The sequence below is a fragment of the Bacillota bacterium genome, from assembly GCA_013178305.1.
In the GTDB taxonomy this organism is placed as follows: domain Bacteria; phylum Bacillota; class Sulfobacillia; order JABLXB01; family JABLXB01; genus JABLXB01.
This window is the reverse complement of record JABLXB010000007.1, coordinates 166965-186131: the sequence shown is the minus strand read 5'-3', so window position 1 is coordinate 186131 and position 19167 is coordinate 166965. Positions and strand designations below refer to the sequence as shown.

Below are 19167 nucleotides of genomic sequence, written 5' to 3'. Positions count from 1 at the left end.
GGTTTCGACAGGTTTCTGCTAAATCCTTCCTCGCTCCGGCGCGCGGACTATGCGAGCCTCGGTCCGAAGATCGCCGTGCCGATCCTCACGATCGTCGCGCCTTCTTCGATGGCGACCTCGTAGTCGTTCGTCATGCCCATGGAGAGGTGCCGTAAATTGACCCCGGGGATACCGGCGCGGTTGACGCGCTCGAGGATCTGTCTCAGGCCGCGGAAAAACGGCCGCGTCTCCTCCGGGTTGACAGTGAACGGGGCGATCGTCATGAGCCCCTCAACCGCCAGGTGCCGCATTGCCGAAACGCGCCGGAGCAACGGCTCGACCCCGGCCGGTGGGAGTCCGAACTTCGTCTCCTCGCCGGAAACGTTGACCTGTACGAGCGCCCTGACGGGCGTGCCGGCCGAGCGGCCCAGGCGGTCGAGTTCCTCCGCTAAAGAAAGCCTGTCCACCGAATGTATTACATCAAAGACACGCACCGCCTTCGCCGCCTTGTTTGACTGGAGGTGACCGACCATATGCCACCTCACGGCGCCGCCGAAGGTCCCATGCTTCAACAGGGCTTCCTGCACCCTGTTCTCCCCAACGTCCGTGACGCCCAGCGACACGGCCTGCATGACGACATCCGCGGGGACCGTCTTGGTCACCGCCACCAGTGTCACGTCGCCGGGGTCCCGCCCGGAACGGATGGCCGCCGCTGCGATCCGTTCTCGTACATCCGCGAGGTTACGCTCCAAGCTTTCACGACCGGTCACTTGACCTGACGCCCCTCCCTGACAAGCCACGGATTCACCACCACCTCGGAGCCCGGCAGGATGCCGTCCACCACCGCGCGGCCACCGTCCTCCGCTTTGACCTGCACAGGCTTCCACTGCGCCATCGTCTTGTAGACGATGAACACCCCCGCCACCCCCGCCCTCGTGGTCACTGCCGACCCCGGCACCACGACACCCTGTGTCGACCTCGTCACCACCGATACACGGCTTTTTCTCAATGTCAGGAGCTCCTGCGGCAGGCCTTCCAGTTCCAGCACGACGAGGGCGTGCCCTCCGGGCGGCCCCGTGTCCACCCTGACCACGCGCGTGTTCAGCGTCTTCCCGCCGAGCTCCGGTACGCGCACGCGGACCGCCGCGCCGCCCAGCTCGGTTATGCGGTTTGACGGGAACGCCACGGCCAGATATCCCTGATCCGCCTGCACTACCCTGAACAGGGGCTCACCCGCCTTGACATCCTGCTGGTCGGAAACGGCCTTCGGTTTGGGCTGCGCAAGGAATACCGTTCTCGCCGTCACATCGCGCGTCCGCGTGGACGCGAATTCCTTCTCGTACCCGTCGAAGACGTAGCTTACTATCCCGGGCGTCTGGGACTCGAGCACGTTCGCCGCTCTTTCGAGCAGCGTCCTGACCCCGTCCCTCTGAGTCTCGATGTCTCTCCTCTTCCCGTCCAGCGATTCTATCTCATGGAGCGCCGCGCCCCGCTTCTCGATGAGCGCGGCGAGGTCGGCCTCGGCCTGCGCCATTCTGGCGCGGTCCTGGAGTGAGTATGCCCCTTGCAGGGCGCGAGCCGCCGTGGAGATCGACGAATCCAGCGATGCTACCTGCCTGCGCAGGCTCTCGTACCTCGACCTGTTCTCGCGGTCGAACTCGGCTATCCTCGCCTCGACCTCAGCCAGCCGTTCCTCGGCGGCCTTCCTGGTCGCGGGGTTCGATATCTCAACGACCGTCATCCCGGTACGGACCCGCTCCCCCTCGCCAACCAGAAACCTCACCCGGCCCGAGATCGCCGCGACGTAAACGGTCTCCCTGCGCATCACGGCGGCGTCCGCCTCGAACACCCTCTCGATGGCCCCCGACTCGACGACCTGCGTGCGGACGAGGAATGGGAGGACGACGCCGCGTGCCCACGTCAGGCCCCCCAGCAGCGCCACGAGGACCACCCCAAGAATGACAACGAGGGCTACCGGTTCGCCCCTGGGGCGCCTCGCCCTTCGCACAACTCTCTTCTTACGCACCTTGTTCAGGCTCCCGGATCGCGAGGACTCCCGCCATCCTGCCGCTACGCGGGCCGTCCCTCCTGTATGAGAAGAACAGGTCGCCCCTCGACGCGGTGCACAGCCGCCAGCACGACACGTTCGCCTCGTTCAGTCCTGCATCGAGGAGGAGCCTCCTGTTGGTTTCCCACAAGTCGAACCTCCACACCGGACCACGAGGCCCGGCGGGTTCCCGTTGGAGCACGGAGGAAGCCCAGGGGAAGGCCCCCGCTACCTGGCCGGCCACGTCCTCGCCGACGTCGTAGCAACACGGGCCTATAGAAGGGCCGATGACGGCCAGGCAATCGCTGGGTCGCGCCCCGAACTCAGCGGCCATCGTCTCGACTACCCTGCTGGCAATCCCCTTCACTGTTCCCCGCCAGCCCGCGTGCGCTATACCGCCCGACCGCGTGGCCGGGTCGAACACGAACACAGGGGTGCAGTCCGCGAAATATGCCACGAGCGGCAAACCGGGGTCCCGGGTCACCAGAGCGTCCGCCCCCGGCGCAAACCGGCCGGCGTCGCGCCGCGACACTATCGCTACCACGTTCGAATGGACCTGTTCGGGCCTGACCGCGAGCCGGCCGTCCAATCCGGTCGATACCCAGAACAGCTCGCGGTTGCGCTCGACATTCGAGGCGGCGTCCCCGACCTTCGAGCCGAGGTTGAGCGACTCGTATGGCGCGGGGCTGACCCCGCCCAGCCGGGTGCTGAATGCGGCGTACGCCCCCGAACCTGCGAATTCCCTGGCGACCAGTACACGGGCATCCCGCTCGCCCGCATCCGCGTCCGTCGTGTGTACGTTCATGAGTTCTTAGTTCGCAGCGCAGAGGGTCATTCCTGCCACTGCCTGCTGAGACGCCTTCCCGCCCGCAGCCATCAGCACCTCGGCGACCTTGTCGAGAAGTTCGCGCATGCCATATGGCTTCTGGAGGAACGGAACCGGCCCGCGTTCGGCGCCGTCCACCCTGCCCGCGGCGTTCCCATAGCCGCTCACGAGCAGGACAGCCAGCGAAGGGCTTGACTTCCTGAGCTCGGCCACCAGGCTGGGTCCGCGGCCGTCCGGCAGCACGACGTCGCTCAGTACGAGGTCGAACTTGCCGCCTTCGCGGTCGTATACCCTGAATGCCTCCCCAATGGTCCGGCAAGGGAACACCACGTAGCCGTGCTCGGCCAGAACTCTCTCAGCCAGCGCGATCACGCCCGGCTCGTCCTCTACCAGGAGTATTCGCTGTCCGGCGCCACGGGCAGCGGATGGTTCCGGTCGCGCCGGTTCGGCGGGCCCCTCGCTGACGGCGCCCGGCGCCGCCGGCAGGAACACCTCGAACGTGCTCCCCTTCGCCACCTCGCTCTTTACGTTAATCCACCCATCGTGGGCGGTGACGATCCCGTACGTGACGGACAGCCCAAGCCCGGTGCCGGTCTCTTTTGTCGTGAAAAACGGCTCGAACAGCCTCGGTATGACGTCATCCGGAATACCGGTGCCCGTGTCCGACACGGACAGGCGCACGAAACGGCCCGTTCGAGCTTCGATAGACTCGCCAGGGGATGCCTCGTCAATAACCACGTTCCCTGTGCTAATGGTGATGATCCCGCCCGACGGCATGGCGTCCCTCGCGTTTATCACGAGATTGGTTATCACCTGGTCAATGTTAGTCGGGTCGGCGTTGACTGGCCAGAGATCTGCGCTGAGATCCAGGTTTGTCCTGACGTCTTCCCCCATCAGCCTCGAAAGCATCCGGTAGATCTCCCTCACACTCGAGTTCAGGTCGAGCATGGTCTTGTTCTGGGGCTGCTTGCGGCTGAAGAGAAGCATCTTCCTGGTGAGGTTGGCGGCCCTGTCGGAGGCTTTGCGAGCCTGGTCTATCAGAGACTGCATCGAACTGTCGCACGAGGGCTCCCGGTAACACAACTCGATGCATCCCCTGATGACCAGCAGCTGGTTGTTCAAGTCGTGCGCCAGCCCCCCGGCCAGTTGCCCGATCGCCTCCATCTTCTGAGCGTGCAGGAGTTGTCTCTGGACGGCCGACAGCCTTTCCGACGCGCGCTGGGCCTGGGCAAACAGCCGCGCGTTCTCGACCGCGACCGCCGTGTACGATACGAGCGCGTCGGCGAGTACGCGGCGCTCGGGCGTGAACCAGCCCTCCACATCGGACCCGACGGCGTATACCCCCAGGAGTCTCCCCCCGTGGCAGAGAGGAACCAGGTAGGCCGAGCGCAATTTGCTTGACGCGGGTATCCAGTCCGGGTACGTATCCAGCGAGCGGAAGTGCATGGACCTCTTGGAGGCGGCCGAGAGACCGAGGTCCCCTCCAGCCTCGCCGGCGGGGACGCGCAGTCTCTCCCCGGACGGCATCATCGCATCCCTCAGGAGCCCGACCACGCTGAGCAGCGTGAGCATGCTGGTATCGTCGTCGAACGAGAAGTAGCATCCTCCTGTGGCCCCTATCGTCTCGCAGGCAACTTCGAGCACGCGGGTCGCCACCGCCTCCTCGTAATCGTCGGGCCGCCCGGCCAGGAGGGGGGTCGCGGGCGGGTGGCCCAGGTTCTGCAGGAACACCTCCTCGAGGGCTTTGAGCATGGCCTCGTATATGCGCTCCCGCGCGTTCAGCTCGGCTTCTTTCCGCATCCTCGCGGCCACGATCTTCCGCTCTCCAACAGAAGCCATGGGCTAAGACCCCCGATCCACGAGAGGGTTCGTTTCAACAACTCGTCCATATTTACCATTCTATACTCTCACCCCATGACGCTGGAAGGGTCTGGCCGCGAGGAAGCCGAAAAGCCGGCTCACGTGGAGCCGGCCTGCGAGAACGCCTGGTAACTGGCGGCTCGCAACCTAACGTGGTCTGGCCCGTAACTCGAGAGTGCTGGCCAGTTCGACCAGTATGACGTCGGGCCCTATCTTCCTTATCCTCTCCCAGGGAATGACGTAGTCGTCCCCTCTACCTATAAGCCCCAGGAGCTTCGCCGCCCCGGGCACGACAATAGCGGTTATCTTTCCGGACTCGGTGTCGATCTCGATATCCGAGACGGTCCCCAGCCGCCTGCCATCGAGGACGTTCACGACGTCCCGCATCCCAAGATCGGAGGTGCGCACGGAATCGACCCCCCTGTTTCGCCGGAAACATTATATGCGCCCTCCGGGGGGTTGACGACCAGGGAGCCTAGGGCCGCGTAGCCATCCTCGACAGCGCAAGCCTGGCGTCGTTCGCGCGGTCCTTCAACCAGTCGGCCACCAGCAGCCGGACGCCGGGCTTTTCGGGGGCCGGATCCCCGGCGCCCCGCGCCTCCGTGACGTCCACCAGGCAGAGGGGAGGGAACATCACGCACCACCAGTTCTGGCCGCGCCCCTCGCCCAGCACCACGCGGAGCGCGCGGTATTCGCCCTCGGGAAGCGCGAGTTGCCCGTAAACCCTCGGCGGGAACTGGAACCTGCCGATGGTGGCTTTCACGCCGTACGACTTGCCGGCCTCCCTCACGACGCCGGCGGCCGCCTTCTCTATGTTCTCGAGATTCCGCCTGACCAGATCCTCCGCCTCACCTGCCCCGGACACACCCCTCATCGCGGGGCTGATATCCTCCAGGATCCTGTCCCTCACCGCGAGTTTGATCCGCTGGTCATCGTCCGAGTCGCTGTTGGCGATGATGTGGATCCTGACCAGGTTGGACGTGGTATAGGCCTTGCGGTAGTCGGGGGCCTGTGCGCGGGCGGCCCCCAGCACACCGGCAAGGGTGGCGGCCAGCAGCGCGATGGCCGCAACCGCCGTTCTCCGGACCCTCATCCCACGCAACCGGCTCACCTCCCGCCTCATATATGCTTCTTCATACGCTGCAGCGCCGCTTTCTCGAGCCTGGAAACCTGCGCCTGCGAGATGCCGATTTCCTCGGCGACCTCCATCTGCGTTTTCCCCTCATAGAACCGCAACGTAAGTATGAGTCTCTCCCTGTCGGTCAGCTTCCTCATCGCCTCCCTGATGGCTATCCCCTCCAGCCAGATCGAATCCTGGTTCTTCTCGTCTCCAATCTGGTCCATCACGTAGATAGGGTCGCCGCCATCGTGATATATGGGCTCGAACAGCGAGATCGGCTCCTGTATCGCGTCGAGGGCGTATACGACCTCTTCGCACGGCAGCTTGAGTTCCTCAGCTATCTCGTTGATGGACGGCTCCCGCGAGAACCTGTTGACGAGCGTGTCCCTCACCTGAAGCGCCTTGTACGCTATGTCCCTCAGCGAGCGGCTCACGCGGATGGGGTTGTTGTCCCTCAGGTACCTGCGGATCTCACCTATTATCATCGGAACGGCGTACGTCGAGAACTTCACGTTCTGGTTCAGGTCGAAGTTGTCAATGGCCTTCATCAGGCCGACGCAGCCGACCTGGAACAGGTCGTCCACGTATTCCCCGCGGTTGGAGAACCTCTGAATTACGCTCAACACGAGCCTCAGGTTTCCACTGATGAGCTCCTCGCGGGACTTCCTGTCGCCGGCCTTGACCTTGGCAAACAACTCCCGCATCTTGGCGTTTGTCAGTACGGGGAGCTTCGAGGTGTTTACGCCGCATATTTCTACCTTGTTTGCCAGCAAAAATACCCCTCCTATGCGGCATCCTGCCATGATTATCTCCGCACGGACGGGTAAATATACAGCGCGGGCTGGGAATAGAGTAAAAATCTGGAAACAAGTGAACTAGATTCAGTGAGGATCTCGAGGGGAAGTGTGCCCTGCGATTATACAGACTGCACGGCGATTGCCCTGCTGCTCCGGCGCCTTTGGCTCAGGTACACCAGAGCGACTGCGCCGAGTCCGACAACATCCGTCATCAGACCGGGGTCTATCAACATGAGGCCCCCACAGAACAACGCGAGCCTTTCTAATGGTAGGAGATGGGTGAGGAAGTAGCCTTCTACCGAAGCCGCGACAGCCACCATGCCGGTAAGAGAAGTGATTGCCATCTGCAACAAAAGGCCGGGGGTAACCCCCACGAGTACCATGACGGGGTTGAACACGAACATGTAAGGGATGAGCCACGCGGCGATCGCAAGCTTGGTAGCGGTCACCCCTGTTCTGAACGGGTTTGCTTTGGCTATGGCCGAACCGGCGAATGCAGCGAGGGCGACCGGTGGCGTAATGTCGGCGATAATGCCAAAGTAGAACGTGAAAAGGTGCGCGGCTATCTTCGGGACTCCCAGGCGCACGATGGCAGGCGCGGCAATCGACGAGGTTATCACGTAGTTCGCGGTGGTCGGCACCCCCATGCCCAGGATGAGCGATGTGAGCATCGTGAAGAAAAGTGTAAGGAGAAGCCTTCCCCCGGCGAGAGAGATGAGGGCATCCCCCATCTTCAGCCCGAGGCCGGTCAGGGTCACGGTCCCTACGATTATGCCCGCGCAAGCGCACGCCGCGGCGACGCTCAGCACTCCCCTCGCCCCCTGCTCGAGGGCCGCCAGAATGTCCCTCACAGTCAGCCTGTCCTCCCGTTTCAAGACGCCGGTTATCAGGGTCAACGCCAGTCCGGCCAGAGCCGCCCTCATTGGGGTGTAGCCACTGACCAGGAAGTAGATAATGCCGGCGAGGGGCAAGAGGAGATACCATTTCTCTCTGAGCAGTGAGCCGAGGTGCGGGATCTGATCCCTCGGCAACCCTTTGAGGCCCAGCTTCTTCGCCTCAAGGTGGACCATTATCCAGATTCCCGTGAAATACAGCACCGCCGGTAGTATCGCCGCCTTGACGACGGAGGCATACTTCATCCCTATGAACTCGGCCATCAGGAAGGCTGCTGCGCCCATGATCGGTGGCATAAGCTGCCCGCCGGTGGATGCGGCCGCCTCAACCGCGCCGGCGAACTCGGGCCGGTAGCCCAACTTCTTCATGAGCGGAATCGAGAAGGTGCCCGTACCGACCACGTTGGCGACGGAACTCCCTGAGACCGTCCCGAAAAGCGCACTCGAACACACCGCTACCTTCGCCGGGCCCCCTGCAGCGCCGCCCGCGGCTGCGTTGGACAAATCGATGAAGAACTTCCCGATCCCCGTTTTCTCCAGGAAAGCCCCGAACAGAATGAAAAGAAAGATGAACGTCGCGCACACGCCAAGCGGGATGCCGAGTATGCCTTCGGTTGTGTAGTACATGTGCGTGAAAATCCGCTCGACCGAATACCCACGATGGGTCAGCGCGGCCGGAAGGTACGGCCCGAACCAGTTGTACCCGAGAAACACCGAAGCCACAACCACCATTGCTGGACCTACGATCCTTCTGGCGGCCTCGAGCACCAGCAAGACCCCAATGATCCCCACGATCAGGTCGGTGGAGGTATAAGCCCCGGCGCGCGAAACCAGCCCCTCGTAACTGAGAAGGCAGTACGCCCCTGTGCCGGATGCCACAAGTGCGAACACCACATCCACCCAGTGCACGCGCCGCCTGTCCCAGTTCCTTCGCGCCGGGTAGAGGAGGAAGATCAACGTGAGGGCAAAGGTCAGGTGGGCGGGCCGTTGAAGCTTGTCGTCGAGGGTCCCGAACAGCGCCGTGTACAGCTGAAAACCCGAGAAGGCCAGCGCTATCACCCTGACGGTCACGGCCCAGAGCCCGTCCAGATTCCGGTGGCGGGCCTCGGGGTCGAATTTCTCCAGCACCTGCTTCACCAGCGATTGTGTGTCCTCCACGTCGAATCCTCCTCCACACGTGAACGTGGCTGCGGGCGAGCGCGCCGTCCGGCGGCCGACTCGCGGCCGCCTGCGACCGGCTCCACGCCTTACCTGGCTATCCCTTTCTCCTTGAAGTACTTCATGGCCCCGGGATGGAACGGGATTGCGATACCCTCCATCGCGGTCTCGAGCTTGATGTGCTTCCCGAGCGCGTGAGCCCCGGCGACCTCTGCGGCGTTTTCGTACAGTGTCCGGGTAAGGTTGTAAACGAGCGACTCGTCGAGATCGTTCCTGGCGAGGAGGATAGCCTTCAACGTGATCGTCTTCGTGGGGTCATCCTGGCCCTTGTACGACCCGCCCGGGATCACCAGCCTGGAATAATACGGGTACTTCGCGTGTATCTTTGCCAGCATGTCATCGTCGATATCGAGAAGCCTGATCGGGACCACGGCGGTTATATCCTGGATCGCGGCGTTCGGAACGCCGAGCACCGCGTAGCCGGCGTCAATAAGCTTGTCCTTGAACTGGTCCGCCGTTTCCGCGAACGAAATGTACCTGGGTTCAACGTCCTTGCGCTGCTTGTAGTCCAATCCATAGATGCCCAGGATCTGGCGGGCGCTGACCTCGGTCCCGCTGCCCGGCGGCCCGACTGATACTCGCTTTCCCTTGAGGCCGGGGATGCTCTTGACTGGACTATCCTTGCGCACAAATATCTGAACGGTTTCGGGATAGATGGCGCCGACGGCGCTGTAGTTGGTGTATTTTTCCTGCTTATCGGCAAAGATCTCCAATGAGTTCTGGCCATAGTACGCGATGTCGCTCATGCACAGGGCAAGTTCGGCATTCTTGTTACCGAGCAGGCGCACGTTTTCGACCGATGCGCCAGTAGCCTGCACCGTTACGCTTAGCCCCTCAATCTTCTTGTTCCAGACCTGAGCCATGGCGCCCCCGAGAGGATAGTAGCTGCCCGAGGTTCCGCCGGTAGCGAACAGGAGCTTCGCCTCCTTCCCGGGCGTCTTGCTCTCGGCCGGTTTCGTCTCACCCGGCTTGGGTTCCGGCTTCTTTTCGGCCGCAGGCGCACCGCACCCGGCGATGAGGAATACTGCCACGAGAAAGGCGCAAATCCACACCGCAGCACGTCTGTTCATTTCGCTCCCCCTCCTTAGCGATCTTTCAGTCCCAGGATCTCCCGCGCCTCGGCCACCGTGGCCACACCACGGCCGGTAGCCTCGGCCACTCTCACCACGCGTTCGACGAGTTGTGGGTTGGTAGCCAGTACCCCCTTTTCATAGAAGACGTTGTCCTCAATGCCGGCGCGGACATTTCCGCCCAGCGCGATTGCTATTGTAGACAGTTGTAGATGGAGAGGACCGATCGCCGTACACGTCCACCGCGCCCCGTGCGGAAGACTATCGACCAGGAAGAAGAGGTTTTTCGGGCTGGCGGGGATGGACCCGCGCACGCCCATGACGAGATTGAACGTGAGAGGAGGCGAAATCAGCCCGTTTTTCTCGAGATCCAGCGCGTTGGATATCATGGCGCTGTCAAAAACCTCGATCTCCGGCACCACACCGTACTGTTTCATCTGCCTGCACAGGTATTCAATCAGTTCCGCCGGGTTCGAGTTGATCGTCGTGGGGAAGTTCGAAGAGCCGGTCGTCAGGCTTGCCATCTCCGGCGCGAGTGAGATGCACTCGCCGCGTTCCTCCGCGGTCTTTCCGGCGCGCGCCCCCGTCGAGAGCTGGATGATGATGTCGCACTTCTCCCTCACTCGCTCGACGATCTCGCGGAATACGTCGAGCCTGTGCGTGGGGAGCCCCCTTTCATCCCTCGCGTGAATGTGCGCCACGGAAGCGCCGGCTTTGTAGGATTCGTAGACAGAACGCGCGATCTCCTCGGGAGTGACCGGTACGTGAGGGGTCTTCTCCTTGGTCGGCACATTGCCTGTTGGGGCAACGGTCACTATGAGATTGTTCACTGGCGATCTCCTCCCTGACGGCCCAGCAGCTCTCGGGCCGCGTCAGCCAGTCCGGCTTTCAGCCCTTCTACCAGTTCGTCCGTCTCCCGCCTGGTGATCGTAAGGGGCGGCCCCACGAGGAACTGGTCGCCATTGACCCCGTCGGCGCACCCCTGGCCCGGGTAGACGATGACGCCGTGTTTCATGCACGACCTTGTCGCCAGCTCGGCCGCGCCCGCGGAGACCTCGAACGGCTGTTTCGTGGCCTTGTCCTTTACGAGCTCTACACCTATCATGAGCCCGATGCCCCTTACGTCCCCCACGATCGGGTTATCAGCGAGAACCGCCATGCGCTGCTTCAGGTAGATCCCCACGCTGGCCGCGTTCTCAACCAGCCCGCGCTCCTTCATGTAGTCGAACACGGCGCATCCAGCGGCGCACGACACCGGGTTACCCCCGTAGGTGTGGCCGTGAACGAACTTGCCGGAGCCCTTCCTGAATGTCTCCCAGATCTCGTCCTTTACCACGATCGCAGCGAGGGGGGTATATCCCGACCCGAGCCCCTTTGCCAGGGCCATGATGTCCGGCACAACCCCCCAGTGGTCTATGGCGAAGTACTTTCCCGTGCGACCTACCCCGCACATGACCTCGTCGGCGATCAGTAACACGTCGTACCTGTCGCAGATCCGCCGGACCGCCTCGAAATAGCCGGGTGGGGGCGTGAGCGCGCCGGCGGCGGCCCCGACGACGGGCTCGGCAATAAACGCAGCCACGTTCTCGGGACCCTCGGCCAGGATGGCTTCTTCGAGCGCCGCAGCGCAGCGCAGGTCACACTTCGGGTACGTGAGGTCATACGCGCACCTGTAGCAGTAGGCGGCGGGGATGTGAGGGAAGTTGCACAGCAGTGGCTGGTATTTCCGGCGCCTGGGTACGTGACCGCTCATCGACAGGGCGCCCAGGGTGTTGCCGTGGTAGCTGTGCCACCTTGCGATCGCCTTGTACTTCTGCGTTTTCCCGTCCCTCTCGATAAAATACTGCCTCGCGAGCTTCAATGCCGACTCAGTGGCTTCCGATCCCCCCGAAACGAAGTAGATCTTCTTCAGAGACCCCGGAGCGAGTTCGGCGATGCGCCGGGCGAGCCCCAGGACCGGCGGGGCGGTGAATCTCTCTCCGTGCGCGAACGACAGGTGCTCGGCCTGCGTCGCCATCACCCTGGCGATTTCGCGGACCCCGTGGCCGATGTTAGCCACAAGCGCCCCGGCGCAACCGTCAAGGTACCTGTTGCCGTCGCGGTCCCACAGGTAGACCCCTTCGCCTTTGACGAGCACCGGGTATCCTTTCTTCACATTTCGGTAGAAAACGTTGCCGTCGTTCAACTCGTCCTCGTACAATTGGACACCTCCCCGCTCTTAAGCCCGCCTCGTCCTGTCGGTGAAGTAGATCTGGTATTCATCCCACACCGGCTCGAGCTCACCAAGCGCCGCCGCCGTCCTGGTCTCATCCTCCGCGCCCACAGCCGTGATCAGCGCGTTTATGAGGCTCAGCGGGCCCACAAACGAGTCGATGTAGGAAGGCATACCGCTCTTGGCGGTCAGCAGGATCTCCGACACGCCCGCGAGCGGCGACATCACGTTGTCGGTAATCCCGATGGTGGTCGCCCCGCGCTTCTTTGCGAGCCCGACCAGTTCGACCGCCTGCCTGGTGTAACGGGGGAACGTGATGCCGATGGCCACGTCTCCCTCAGCCGCACACATCACCTGCTCGAACATGTCACCTGCTCCATGGGATATCATGGTGACGTTCCTCAGGATCCAGTTGAGCGAGTACCCCAGGAAGAAGGCCATCGCCGACGCGCTCCTGAGGCCTATCACCAGTATCCGCCTGGCCTCGCTGATAGCCTCCACGGCACGCTTGAAATCCTCCCTGGATACTTCCCTCAGTGTAGTCTCGATGTATTCGATGTCGGCCCGCATTACCCGTTCGATGACATGCTCCCCTGAACCGGCCTGATCGCTCGCCGCCTTGAGTCTATCGACGGTTGTCAGCCGGCTCTTGACCATTTCCTGGAGGTCCCTATGCATTTCAGGATAACCCGAATACCCGAGAGCCATGGCGCATCGCACGACGGTCGACTCGCTGACCCCAACCTCCTGCCCCAGGCGCGCAGCGGTCAAAAACACCGCACGCTCGCTGTTCGTAATCAGGTACTCGGCCACAAGTCGCTGCCCCTCGCTGAGATCCCCGGCAGCCTCGCTGATTCGCTTCAGAACGTCGACCCTTTGAGGATCCAACCCGGCGCCTCCTGACGTCTCCTGTCTATATGATGCAGGTATTGCATCATATATGGTCATTGTATGAATTTATTCCTTCATCTCATGCCGATCGTTCGACGCCAACCGGCAGATCCCTTCAAGGTTTGTGAATCTCACAGTGCTCTGGAAAAATGTTGCGCCGGAAGGTGTCAAACGTCCTCCCGGCGCGCGGCATCCCGCCTCAATCGTCAGACGGCTATTCCAGCCTTTTCATCTCCCTGTTGAGCCTCTTGATTATCCGTTTCTCAAGCCTGGATATGTACGACTGCGATATCCCGAGGAGGTCCGCGACCTCTTTCTGGGTGCGCTCGGTGCCATCCCTGAGACCGAACCTGAGCTCCACTATCGCCCTCTCGCGGCCGGACAACTTCGTCAGCGCTTTCCTGAGGAGCGCTCTGTTGACCTCCTCCTCCAGGTCGCGGTAGGTGACGTCGTCGTCGGTCCCCATAACGTCCGAAAGGAGGAGTTCATTCCCATCCCAATCGACATTGAGCGGCTCGTCGAACGATATCTCGTACCTCGTCTTGCTGGTCCTCCTGAGGTACATCAGGATCTCGTTCTCTATGCACTTGGAGGCGTACGTCGCGAGTTTTATCCTCTTATCGGGGTCGAACGTGCTCACCGCTTTTATCAGGCCGATCGTTCCTATCGATACCAGGTCCTCGATATTAATGCCCGTGTTCTCGAACTTCCTTGCTATATACACCACGAGCCGCAGGTTCCTCTCGATAAGGACCGCCTTGACATCCGAATCCCCGCCCCTCAACCTCCCGATCAGGAAGCTCTCCTCGTCGAGGCTCAGGGGCGGCGGTAGCGCCTCGCTCGAGCCTACGTACTGGATCGACGGCCCCAAGGCGAGTCCCAGGACCCGCAACGCCTTGACCAGGGCAAGCCGCCATGCCAGGCGTGCCCTGGCCACCGTGTTCAGCAATTCGAATCACCTCACCCGGGCTCCAAGATCCCCTCCATCATTCCGGGGTGCAGCAGCGCCTGGTACGATCCGTCAGGGGACAGCGGACCCCTGCATACCGCCACGACGGCGCCGGAGCGATCGTACCTGCGGCCACCGTGCTCTATCACCAGCGAGTCGGGTCTAAAGCCGACCATCAGGCCGCCCGCTTCCCCCAGCGCGCTGAACGGCAGCACCCTGAACCTGGACGAAAAGGCCGGCGACGGAGTCCCGGCCACCGCCGCGGCCACCGCCTCTGGGTCTCCGCTCGCCACCGCCTGACGCGCGTCCGCGGGTATGATCCCCTTGACCGCCTCGTATTCCGCTACGAGGACGGGGGCCCCGGTAATCGGATCCTCCAGGTGGTTGCCGGTGTCCAGCAACGCCGTGACGCCGGTGATCGCCCCGCATAGCCCTATCTCGACGCTCATGCAGCCGCCGCCCAGCGCGTAGCGCCTCCTGAACAGGCCCGCCACCGATCTTGCGCCCCCCGCGGCCAGCATCGCCGCGGCGCCGAGCGCCCACCACTTGACCGGATGCGCCCAGGCGCCGGGACCTGCAGTCGTAGCCCATACCGCCATGGTCGCGCCCGCAACCATGAACGAGAAACTCACGGCATAGCCGGTCAGCCTGAGGACCTGCCCCGCGCCCCGGACCTGGAACACCACGCGCACCATCACCAGGACGACCAGGACTTTCGCCCACACCGATTCCATCCACGCCGCCTGGAGCCAGACGGCGGCCAATGCGTAGGCCGCTCCGATCGCCGACGCGGACGCGATCCGCGCCGCCGGCGCCGCGGTTCCCGTGAAACGGGACGTCCCCCAAAGGATCAGCGCGTTCATGATGAAATTGACCGCGAACAGCACGTCCCCATATACGACCCTGGGCATGCGGGAAGGACCATCCCTCTTAGGAACCGCTATGCGTCCGGCCGGAATGATATGCCGCTGCAACAATTATAGGTACGACCCCCGGCCAAAACGTGTCAGCCCGTGATGGCGAAAAACATACGCCCGCGACGGAATGTCGCGGGCGTTACCTGCGGTGTCGCCTTCGCAACTCCCCCGCGGGCGTGGGGCCGGATCTATTCGTCCACGGCCTTGCGCCTCAGGAATGCCGGTATTTCGAGGTCGTCGTCCGGGAACGTCTTCAGGTCGAAGCGCGGTTCGCTCTTCTCTGCCTGATTCCGGTCGAAGCCCGTGGCGATGACTGTGACTCTGACGTCGTCCTTCATGTTCTCGTCTATGACCGCGCCGAAGATGATGTTGGCCTCGGGGTCGGCGACGGACGATATGATTTCGGCGGCCTCGTTCACCTCGAACAGGGTCAGGTCTCCGCCGCCCGTGATGTTCAGCAGCACGCCCCTCGCCCCATCGATCGACGTTTCCAGGAGCGGGCTCGACACCGCATGCCTGGCCGCCTCGACCGCGCGGTTCTCGCCGCTCGCCACGCCGATGCCCATCAAGGCTGACCCGGTATCCATCATAATCGTGCGCACGTCGGCGAAGTCCAGGTTAATAAGGCCCGGGACGGCGATCAGATCGGATATCCCCTGGACCCCCTGCCTGAGAATGTCGTCCGCAATCCTGAAAGCCTCGAGTATCGACGTGTTCTTCTCGACGACCTGGAGCAGCCTGTCGTTGGGGATGGTGATGAGCGTGTCGACACTCTGGCGAAGGCTGGATATGCCCTTGTCGGCCACGCCCATGCGGCGCCTACCCTCGAAGGTGAAGGGCTTGGTAACGACTCCCACCGTGAGCGCGCCGGCCTGCTTGGCGAGCTCAGACACCACGGGCGCCCCGCCGGTCCCCGTGCCGCCACCCATGCCAGCCGTGATGAACACCATGTCGGAGCCCTGAAGCGCCTTAGCGATCTCCTCGCGGCTTTCCTCAGCGGCCTGCCGGCCCACCTCGGGGTTGGCCCCCGCGCCGAGGCCCTTCGTGAGATTCGCCCCGATCTGGATCTTGTGCATGGCGTTAGACAGGGTGAGCGCCTGGGCGTCGGTGTTGATCGCAATGAAATCGACTCCCTTGAGCCCCGCCGCGATCATCCTGTTGACGGCGTTGTTCCCACCGCCACCCACACCGACAACCTTCAGGTTGGCGAATCGCTCCACCTCCAGGTCGAGATCAAGCACCGCGTTCCCCTCCCGCTAAAACAGATCCTTGAATGCGTTGCGTACCCGGCTGAATATCGAACCCGCCGGTTTCGTATCCCTTTTCGCCTGCAAGCGGCCCTTATCCTTGTTGGCGAACAGCACGAGCCCCACCGCTGTCGCAAAGGGGGGGCTCGATACTATGTCCTTGAGTCCTTCCACGCCCGAGGGCATCCCGAGCCTTACCGGCAGGTCCAGCGCTTCGGCGCTCAAGTCGGCGATGCCCGCCATCTGCGGCGAACCGCCTGTCAGAACCGCCCCGCCGGCGATCACGTTCGGATAGCCGGATTTCTTGATCTCCTTCTCCACCAGGCCGAATATCTCGCGCACCCTTGCCTCGATGATGGACGCCAGAACCTTCCGCGACACCTCGCGCTTGCCGGTCCCGCCCACGTTGGGTATCGAGACCATCGCGTCCGCGTCGCCGTCACCGCTCAGGACCGTCCCGTCGTCGATCTTGATCTTCTCGGCCTGCGTGACCGGGGTCCGGAGGCCGACCGCAACGTCGTTGGTAATGTGGTCGCCACCGAGAGGTATGACCCCTGCGTACCACAGGCTGCCCTGCTCGAAAATCGCCACGTCCGTGGTCCCCGCGCCCATGTCGACCACCACGACCCCGAGGTCCTTTTCGGCGGCCTGCAGCACCGCCTCGCCCGAGGCGAGCGGGGCGAGCACAACGTCTTCTACTTCGAGTCCCGCCTTGTAGATGCTCCGGAGGAGGTTCTGCACGGACGTCACGGCTCCGGTCACTATCTGCGCTTCCACCTCGAGACGAACGCCCATCATACCGACGGGGTCGCGCACCCCGTCGTAGCCGTCGACGATGAACTCCCTGGGCAGCACGTGGATGATTTCACGATCAGATGACAGGTTGAAGACGCGGGCGGCCTCGATGACACGCTGGACGTCGGCCTCGGTAATCTCCTTGTCGTCCGCCGTCACCGCGACCACCCCGCGGTTGTTGAACGACTGGATGTGCGCTCCGGAGATGGAGAGGTATACTGAACTCGCGGTGACGCCAGCCATTCGCTCGGCCCTGCCGACGGCTTCCTGGACAGATCGCGCGGTGCCCTCGATGTCGACAACCACGCCTTTCCGCATCCCGGTGCTCGGAGCGACGCCGACGCCGATGATGTTGGGAGCACCCTGTCCCACCTGAGCCACTACGGCCGCGACCTTGCCGGTGCCAACGTCCAGGCCCACAACGAAATCGCGTACCGGCAAAAGCGCCACCTCCGGAAGCGGGCTTGTCTCGCGACTACATTCAACGCCAGGGGGCGATTCCCTGCCCTACTTCTTCGCGCCGGCGTCCTGCCTGGATGGGAGGAGGTGCCACTGCTGCAGAAGGAGCCGCCGGATCGCTCCGAGGTTCTGGAACACCCTGTAGCCGAATGCGAACAGCGCGGCGTAATACAGTTCGACGCCCAGCCTGTCGCCGATGTAAGTCAGGAGCGCGGCGAGGAGGGAGTTCGCGGCGAAACCCGTGATGAACACGGTCAGGTCGTACGTCCCCTCAAGGCTCGCGCGAATCCCGCCGAAGACCGAGTCGAGCCCGGCGAGCACGGCGATCGACATGTACCGCGCGTAGAACAGCGGTATCTTGACCGGTACGTTGTATCCCAGTATGAGGCCGATTGCCAGGCTGGCGATTATAACCCACATAGAATGTCACCCTTTTTTCTTCGGCTGCGCGTATTTGAACGACGTGCTGCCCGCGTACGCGGGGATCTCCACTGTCTGCAGTTGTCTTACGGTGACCTCGATCCCCCACAGCCCAAGGTTGTCGATAATGCCGCCGCGAGTCTTGAGACCGGCCTCGAGCGTCTGGGCGTCGCCGATCGCGTGGATGACTATCGGCGGGGCAACGCGGACGCCGTTAATGGATATCGTGGGCCCCGTGCAACGCACCTCGGTGGTGGCTATCACCCTCTGGCCGTTGATCGACACCGCTTCGGCGCCGGCCGCGAACACCTCGTTGACCACGCTGAGAATGTCGTCGTCGTGTATGATATATGCGTTCGGGTCCTCGTTGGGCTTGCTCGGCCTCTTGGAGTCGTTCATGGTGACGACGATTCCGGGCCCTTGCACCGGCAATATGCCCGCCAGCATCTGGGCCGCCTGGAGTTCCGCGGTCAGGCTCGCGATCACGTTCCTGCCTTCCGCGAGCTCCCCCACTCTGGTGCGCAGCGCAGCGACCTCTTTCTGCAGCTCGTCCCTGTCCTTCTCGGCGTCGCGCAGGCGCCGCGCCACTTCCTCCTGGCGCTGGAACGCGGGGTTTGCCGTAATGGACTGCTGCACCTTGAACTGCATCGACAGCATGACCCCGAGTATCACGCAGACGAGCGCTATTGCAGCCTGGCTGTGTTTCTGTCTTACCTGCATAACCTCAGCCCTCTCAACCCGGACGGGATTTCTGTCTGGGCTTGACCACCGGTTTCTCGTACCTGAGGTCGACGTATTCGACCTCCAGACCACTCTGTTTCACATCATTGATGATACCCAGCAGGACACCGACTTTCCTCTCGATGGTCGAGTCGGCTTGTCCGAGCAATCCGCGCAGTCCACCAGTCATATACACTGTAATCTGGTTCTTCGAGTCACAGTGGACCTCGGCCACGTCCCCCACCCGCGGCCCAAAAGCCGCGGCGCACTGTATCGCCCACCGCAAGGCCTGCGAGTCGGCCTGCTGCCCGACGACCATCTTCGACACCGGATCCGCGGTCACGAGCGGGAGGCCGCCGGGCGCCTGGCGCACCTCCATCGCCCAGCCGTCTTCGTCCAGCACGACGAACGAGTTGTGGTGCGGCGTCACCGCCGCCGCCTTCCGCTCCGTCACGACGATCTCGATGGTGTCCGGAAAGCGACGCCTGCAGGTGACCGACTTGACCAGCGGAATCCCGGCCACCCTCTCCGCGGCTTCGCCGAGCGGCGCCTTCAATATGTTGACGCCCTCAGGGAGCGCCGCCGCCGCCACGATCTCCTCGGTCTTGACGCGGGCGTTGCCAAGGACTTGTACACTCTTGACCCAGAAAAACGAGGAGTTCAGAAAAACGCAGGCTGCGCCGGCCACGGCGGCTACCCACGCCATCAGCAGCACAACCCGTAGTCTACGAGACATCGGGCACCGCC

Annotated in this window: 19 protein-coding genes; all 19 read right to left on the bottom strand. The window is 63.0% G+C overall.

Going from position 1 to position 19167, the window contains the following annotated elements; translation table 11 throughout:
* Positions 1 to 47: 47 nt before the first annotated feature.
* The gene (locus tag HPY55_13530) at positions 48 to 749 is read right to left on the bottom strand and encodes a YggS family pyridoxal phosphate-dependent enzyme (GenBank protein NPV71641.1); all 702 of its coding nucleotides are present in this window, start codon (positions 747 to 749) and stop codon (positions 48 to 50) included.
* Positions 746 to 2005, bottom strand: a complete 1260-nt coding sequence (locus tag HPY55_13525; GenBank protein NPV71640.1) for a hypothetical protein — start codon at positions 2003 to 2005, stop codon at positions 746 to 748. Before HPY55_13525 ends, HPY55_13530 begins: the two co-directional genes overlap by 4 nt.
* Complete coding sequence (gene pgeF / locus HPY55_13520; GenBank protein ID NPV71639.1) at positions 1998 to 2831, bottom strand: peptidoglycan editing factor PgeF; 834 nt, start codon at positions 2829 to 2831, stop codon at positions 1998 to 2000. The genes HPY55_13525 and pgeF overlap by 8 nt, the downstream gene beginning before the upstream one ends.
* Before the next feature lie 6 nt (positions 2832 to 2837).
* Complete coding sequence (locus HPY55_13515) at positions 2838 to 4691, bottom strand: response regulator (GenBank protein NPV71638.1); 1854 nt, start codon at positions 4689 to 4691, stop codon at positions 2838 to 2840.
* Between the two features lie 168 nt (positions 4692 to 4859).
* Positions 4860 to 5120: a YlmC/YmxH family sporulation protein gene (locus tag HPY55_13510; GenBank protein NPV71637.1), complete on the bottom strand. Its 261-nt coding sequence runs from the start codon at positions 5118 to 5120 to the stop codon at positions 4860 to 4862.
* A 67-nt stretch (positions 5121 to 5187) separates the two neighbouring features.
* Positions 5188 to 5814 (bottom strand): stage II sporulation protein R, encoded by a 627-nt coding sequence (gene spoIIR, locus HPY55_13505; GenBank protein ID NPV71636.1) that lies wholly within the window; start codon positions 5812 to 5814, stop codon positions 5188 to 5190.
* Positions 5815 to 5831: 17 nt separating this feature from the next.
* Positions 5832 to 6605, bottom strand: a complete 774-nt coding sequence (gene sigG / locus HPY55_13500) for an RNA polymerase sporulation sigma factor SigG (GenBank protein NPV71635.1) — start codon at positions 6603 to 6605, stop codon at positions 5832 to 5834.
* Positions 6606 to 6748: 143 nt separating this feature from the next.
* On the bottom strand, positions 6749 to 8680 hold the full coding sequence (locus HPY55_13495) for a TRAP transporter permease (protein NPV71634.1): 1932 nt from the start codon (positions 8678 to 8680) through the stop codon (positions 6749 to 6751).
* An 89-nt stretch (positions 8681 to 8769) separates the two neighbouring features.
* A complete protein-coding gene (locus HPY55_13490) occupies positions 8770 to 9810 on the bottom strand; it encodes a TAXI family TRAP transporter solute-binding subunit (GenBank protein NPV71633.1) in 1041 nt (346 codons plus the stop codon).
* A 14-nt stretch (positions 9811 to 9824) separates the two neighbouring features.
* Positions 9825 to 10640 (bottom strand): 3-keto-5-aminohexanoate cleavage protein, encoded by an 816-nt coding sequence (locus HPY55_13485; GenBank protein ID NPV71632.1) that lies wholly within the window; start codon positions 10638 to 10640, stop codon positions 9825 to 9827.
* Complete coding sequence (locus HPY55_13480) at positions 10637 to 11995, bottom strand: aspartate aminotransferase family protein (GenBank protein ID NPV71631.1); 1359 nt, start codon at positions 11993 to 11995, stop codon at positions 10637 to 10639. Before HPY55_13480 ends, HPY55_13485 begins: the two co-directional genes overlap by 4 nt.
* A gap of 33 nt (positions 11996 to 12028) precedes the next feature.
* The gene (locus HPY55_13475; GenBank protein ID NPV71630.1) at positions 12029 to 12910 is read right to left on the bottom strand and encodes a MurR/RpiR family transcriptional regulator; all 882 of its coding nucleotides are present in this window, start codon (positions 12908 to 12910) and stop codon (positions 12029 to 12031) included.
* 217 nt (positions 12911 to 13127) lie between these two features.
* Positions 13128 to 13850, bottom strand: coding sequence for an RNA polymerase sporulation sigma factor SigE (sigE, locus tag HPY55_13470; protein NPV71629.1), 723 nt, complete (start codon positions 13848 to 13850; stop codon positions 13128 to 13130).
* Between the two features lie 23 nt (positions 13851 to 13873).
* On the bottom strand, positions 13874 to 14773 hold the full coding sequence (locus HPY55_13465; protein ID NPV71628.1) for a sigma-E processing peptidase SpoIIGA: 900 nt from the start codon (positions 14771 to 14773) through the stop codon (positions 13874 to 13876).
* Positions 14774 to 14967: 194 nt separating this feature from the next.
* The gene (ftsZ, locus tag HPY55_13460; GenBank protein ID NPV71627.1) at positions 14968 to 16020 is read right to left on the bottom strand and encodes a cell division protein FtsZ; all 1053 of its coding nucleotides are present in this window, start codon (positions 16018 to 16020) and stop codon (positions 14968 to 14970) included.
* 15 nt (positions 16021 to 16035) lie between these two features.
* The gene (gene ftsA, locus HPY55_13455) at positions 16036 to 17262 is read right to left on the bottom strand and encodes a cell division protein FtsA (protein NPV71626.1); all 1227 of its coding nucleotides are present in this window, start codon (positions 17260 to 17262) and stop codon (positions 16036 to 16038) included.
* A gap of 66 nt (positions 17263 to 17328) precedes the next feature.
* Positions 17329 to 17700 carry a small basic family protein gene (locus tag HPY55_13450; GenBank protein ID NPV71625.1) on the bottom strand — a complete coding sequence of 124 codons (372 nt, stop codon included), beginning with the start codon at positions 17698 to 17700 and terminating at the stop codon, positions 17329 to 17331.
* A gap of 6 nt (positions 17701 to 17706) precedes the next feature.
* Positions 17707 to 18420, bottom strand: a complete 714-nt coding sequence (locus HPY55_13445) for a DUF881 domain-containing protein (GenBank protein ID NPV71624.1) — start codon at positions 18418 to 18420, stop codon at positions 17707 to 17709.
* A gap of 13 nt (positions 18421 to 18433) precedes the next feature.
* The gene (locus HPY55_13440) at positions 18434 to 19156 is read right to left on the bottom strand and encodes an FtsQ-type POTRA domain-containing protein (protein ID NPV71623.1); all 723 of its coding nucleotides are present in this window, start codon (positions 19154 to 19156) and stop codon (positions 18434 to 18436) included.
* Between the last annotated feature and the right edge of the window lie 11 nt (positions 19157 to 19167).

Bases quoted from the DNA above. Each gene is read 5' to 3' on its own strand.
- HPY55_13445 (NPV71624.1), bottom strand. From the start codon at position 18,420: ATGCAGGTAAGACAGAAACACAGCCAGGCTGCAATAGCGCTCGTCTGC.
- HPY55_13450 (NPV71625.1), bottom strand. From the start codon at position 17,700: ATGTGGGTTATAATCGCCAGCCTGGCAATCGGCCTCATACTGGGATAC.
- pgeF (NPV71639.1), bottom strand. From the start codon at position 2,831: ATGAACGTACACACGACGGACGCGGATGCGGGCGAGCGGGATGCCCGT.
- HPY55_13515 (NPV71638.1), bottom strand. From the start codon at position 4,691: ATGGCTTCTGTTGGAGAGCGGAAGATCGTGGCCGCGAGGATGCGGAAA.
- HPY55_13465 (NPV71628.1), bottom strand. From the start codon at position 14,773: ATGCCCAGGGTCGTATATGGGGACGTGCTGTTCGCGGTCAATTTCATC.
- HPY55_13490 (NPV71633.1), bottom strand. From the start codon at position 9,810: ATGAACAGACGTGCTGCGGTGTGGATTTGCGCCTTTCTCGTGGCAGTA.
- HPY55_13440 (NPV71623.1), bottom strand. From the start codon at position 19,156: ATGTCTCGTAGACTACGGGTTGTGCTGCTGATGGCGTGGGTAGCCGCC.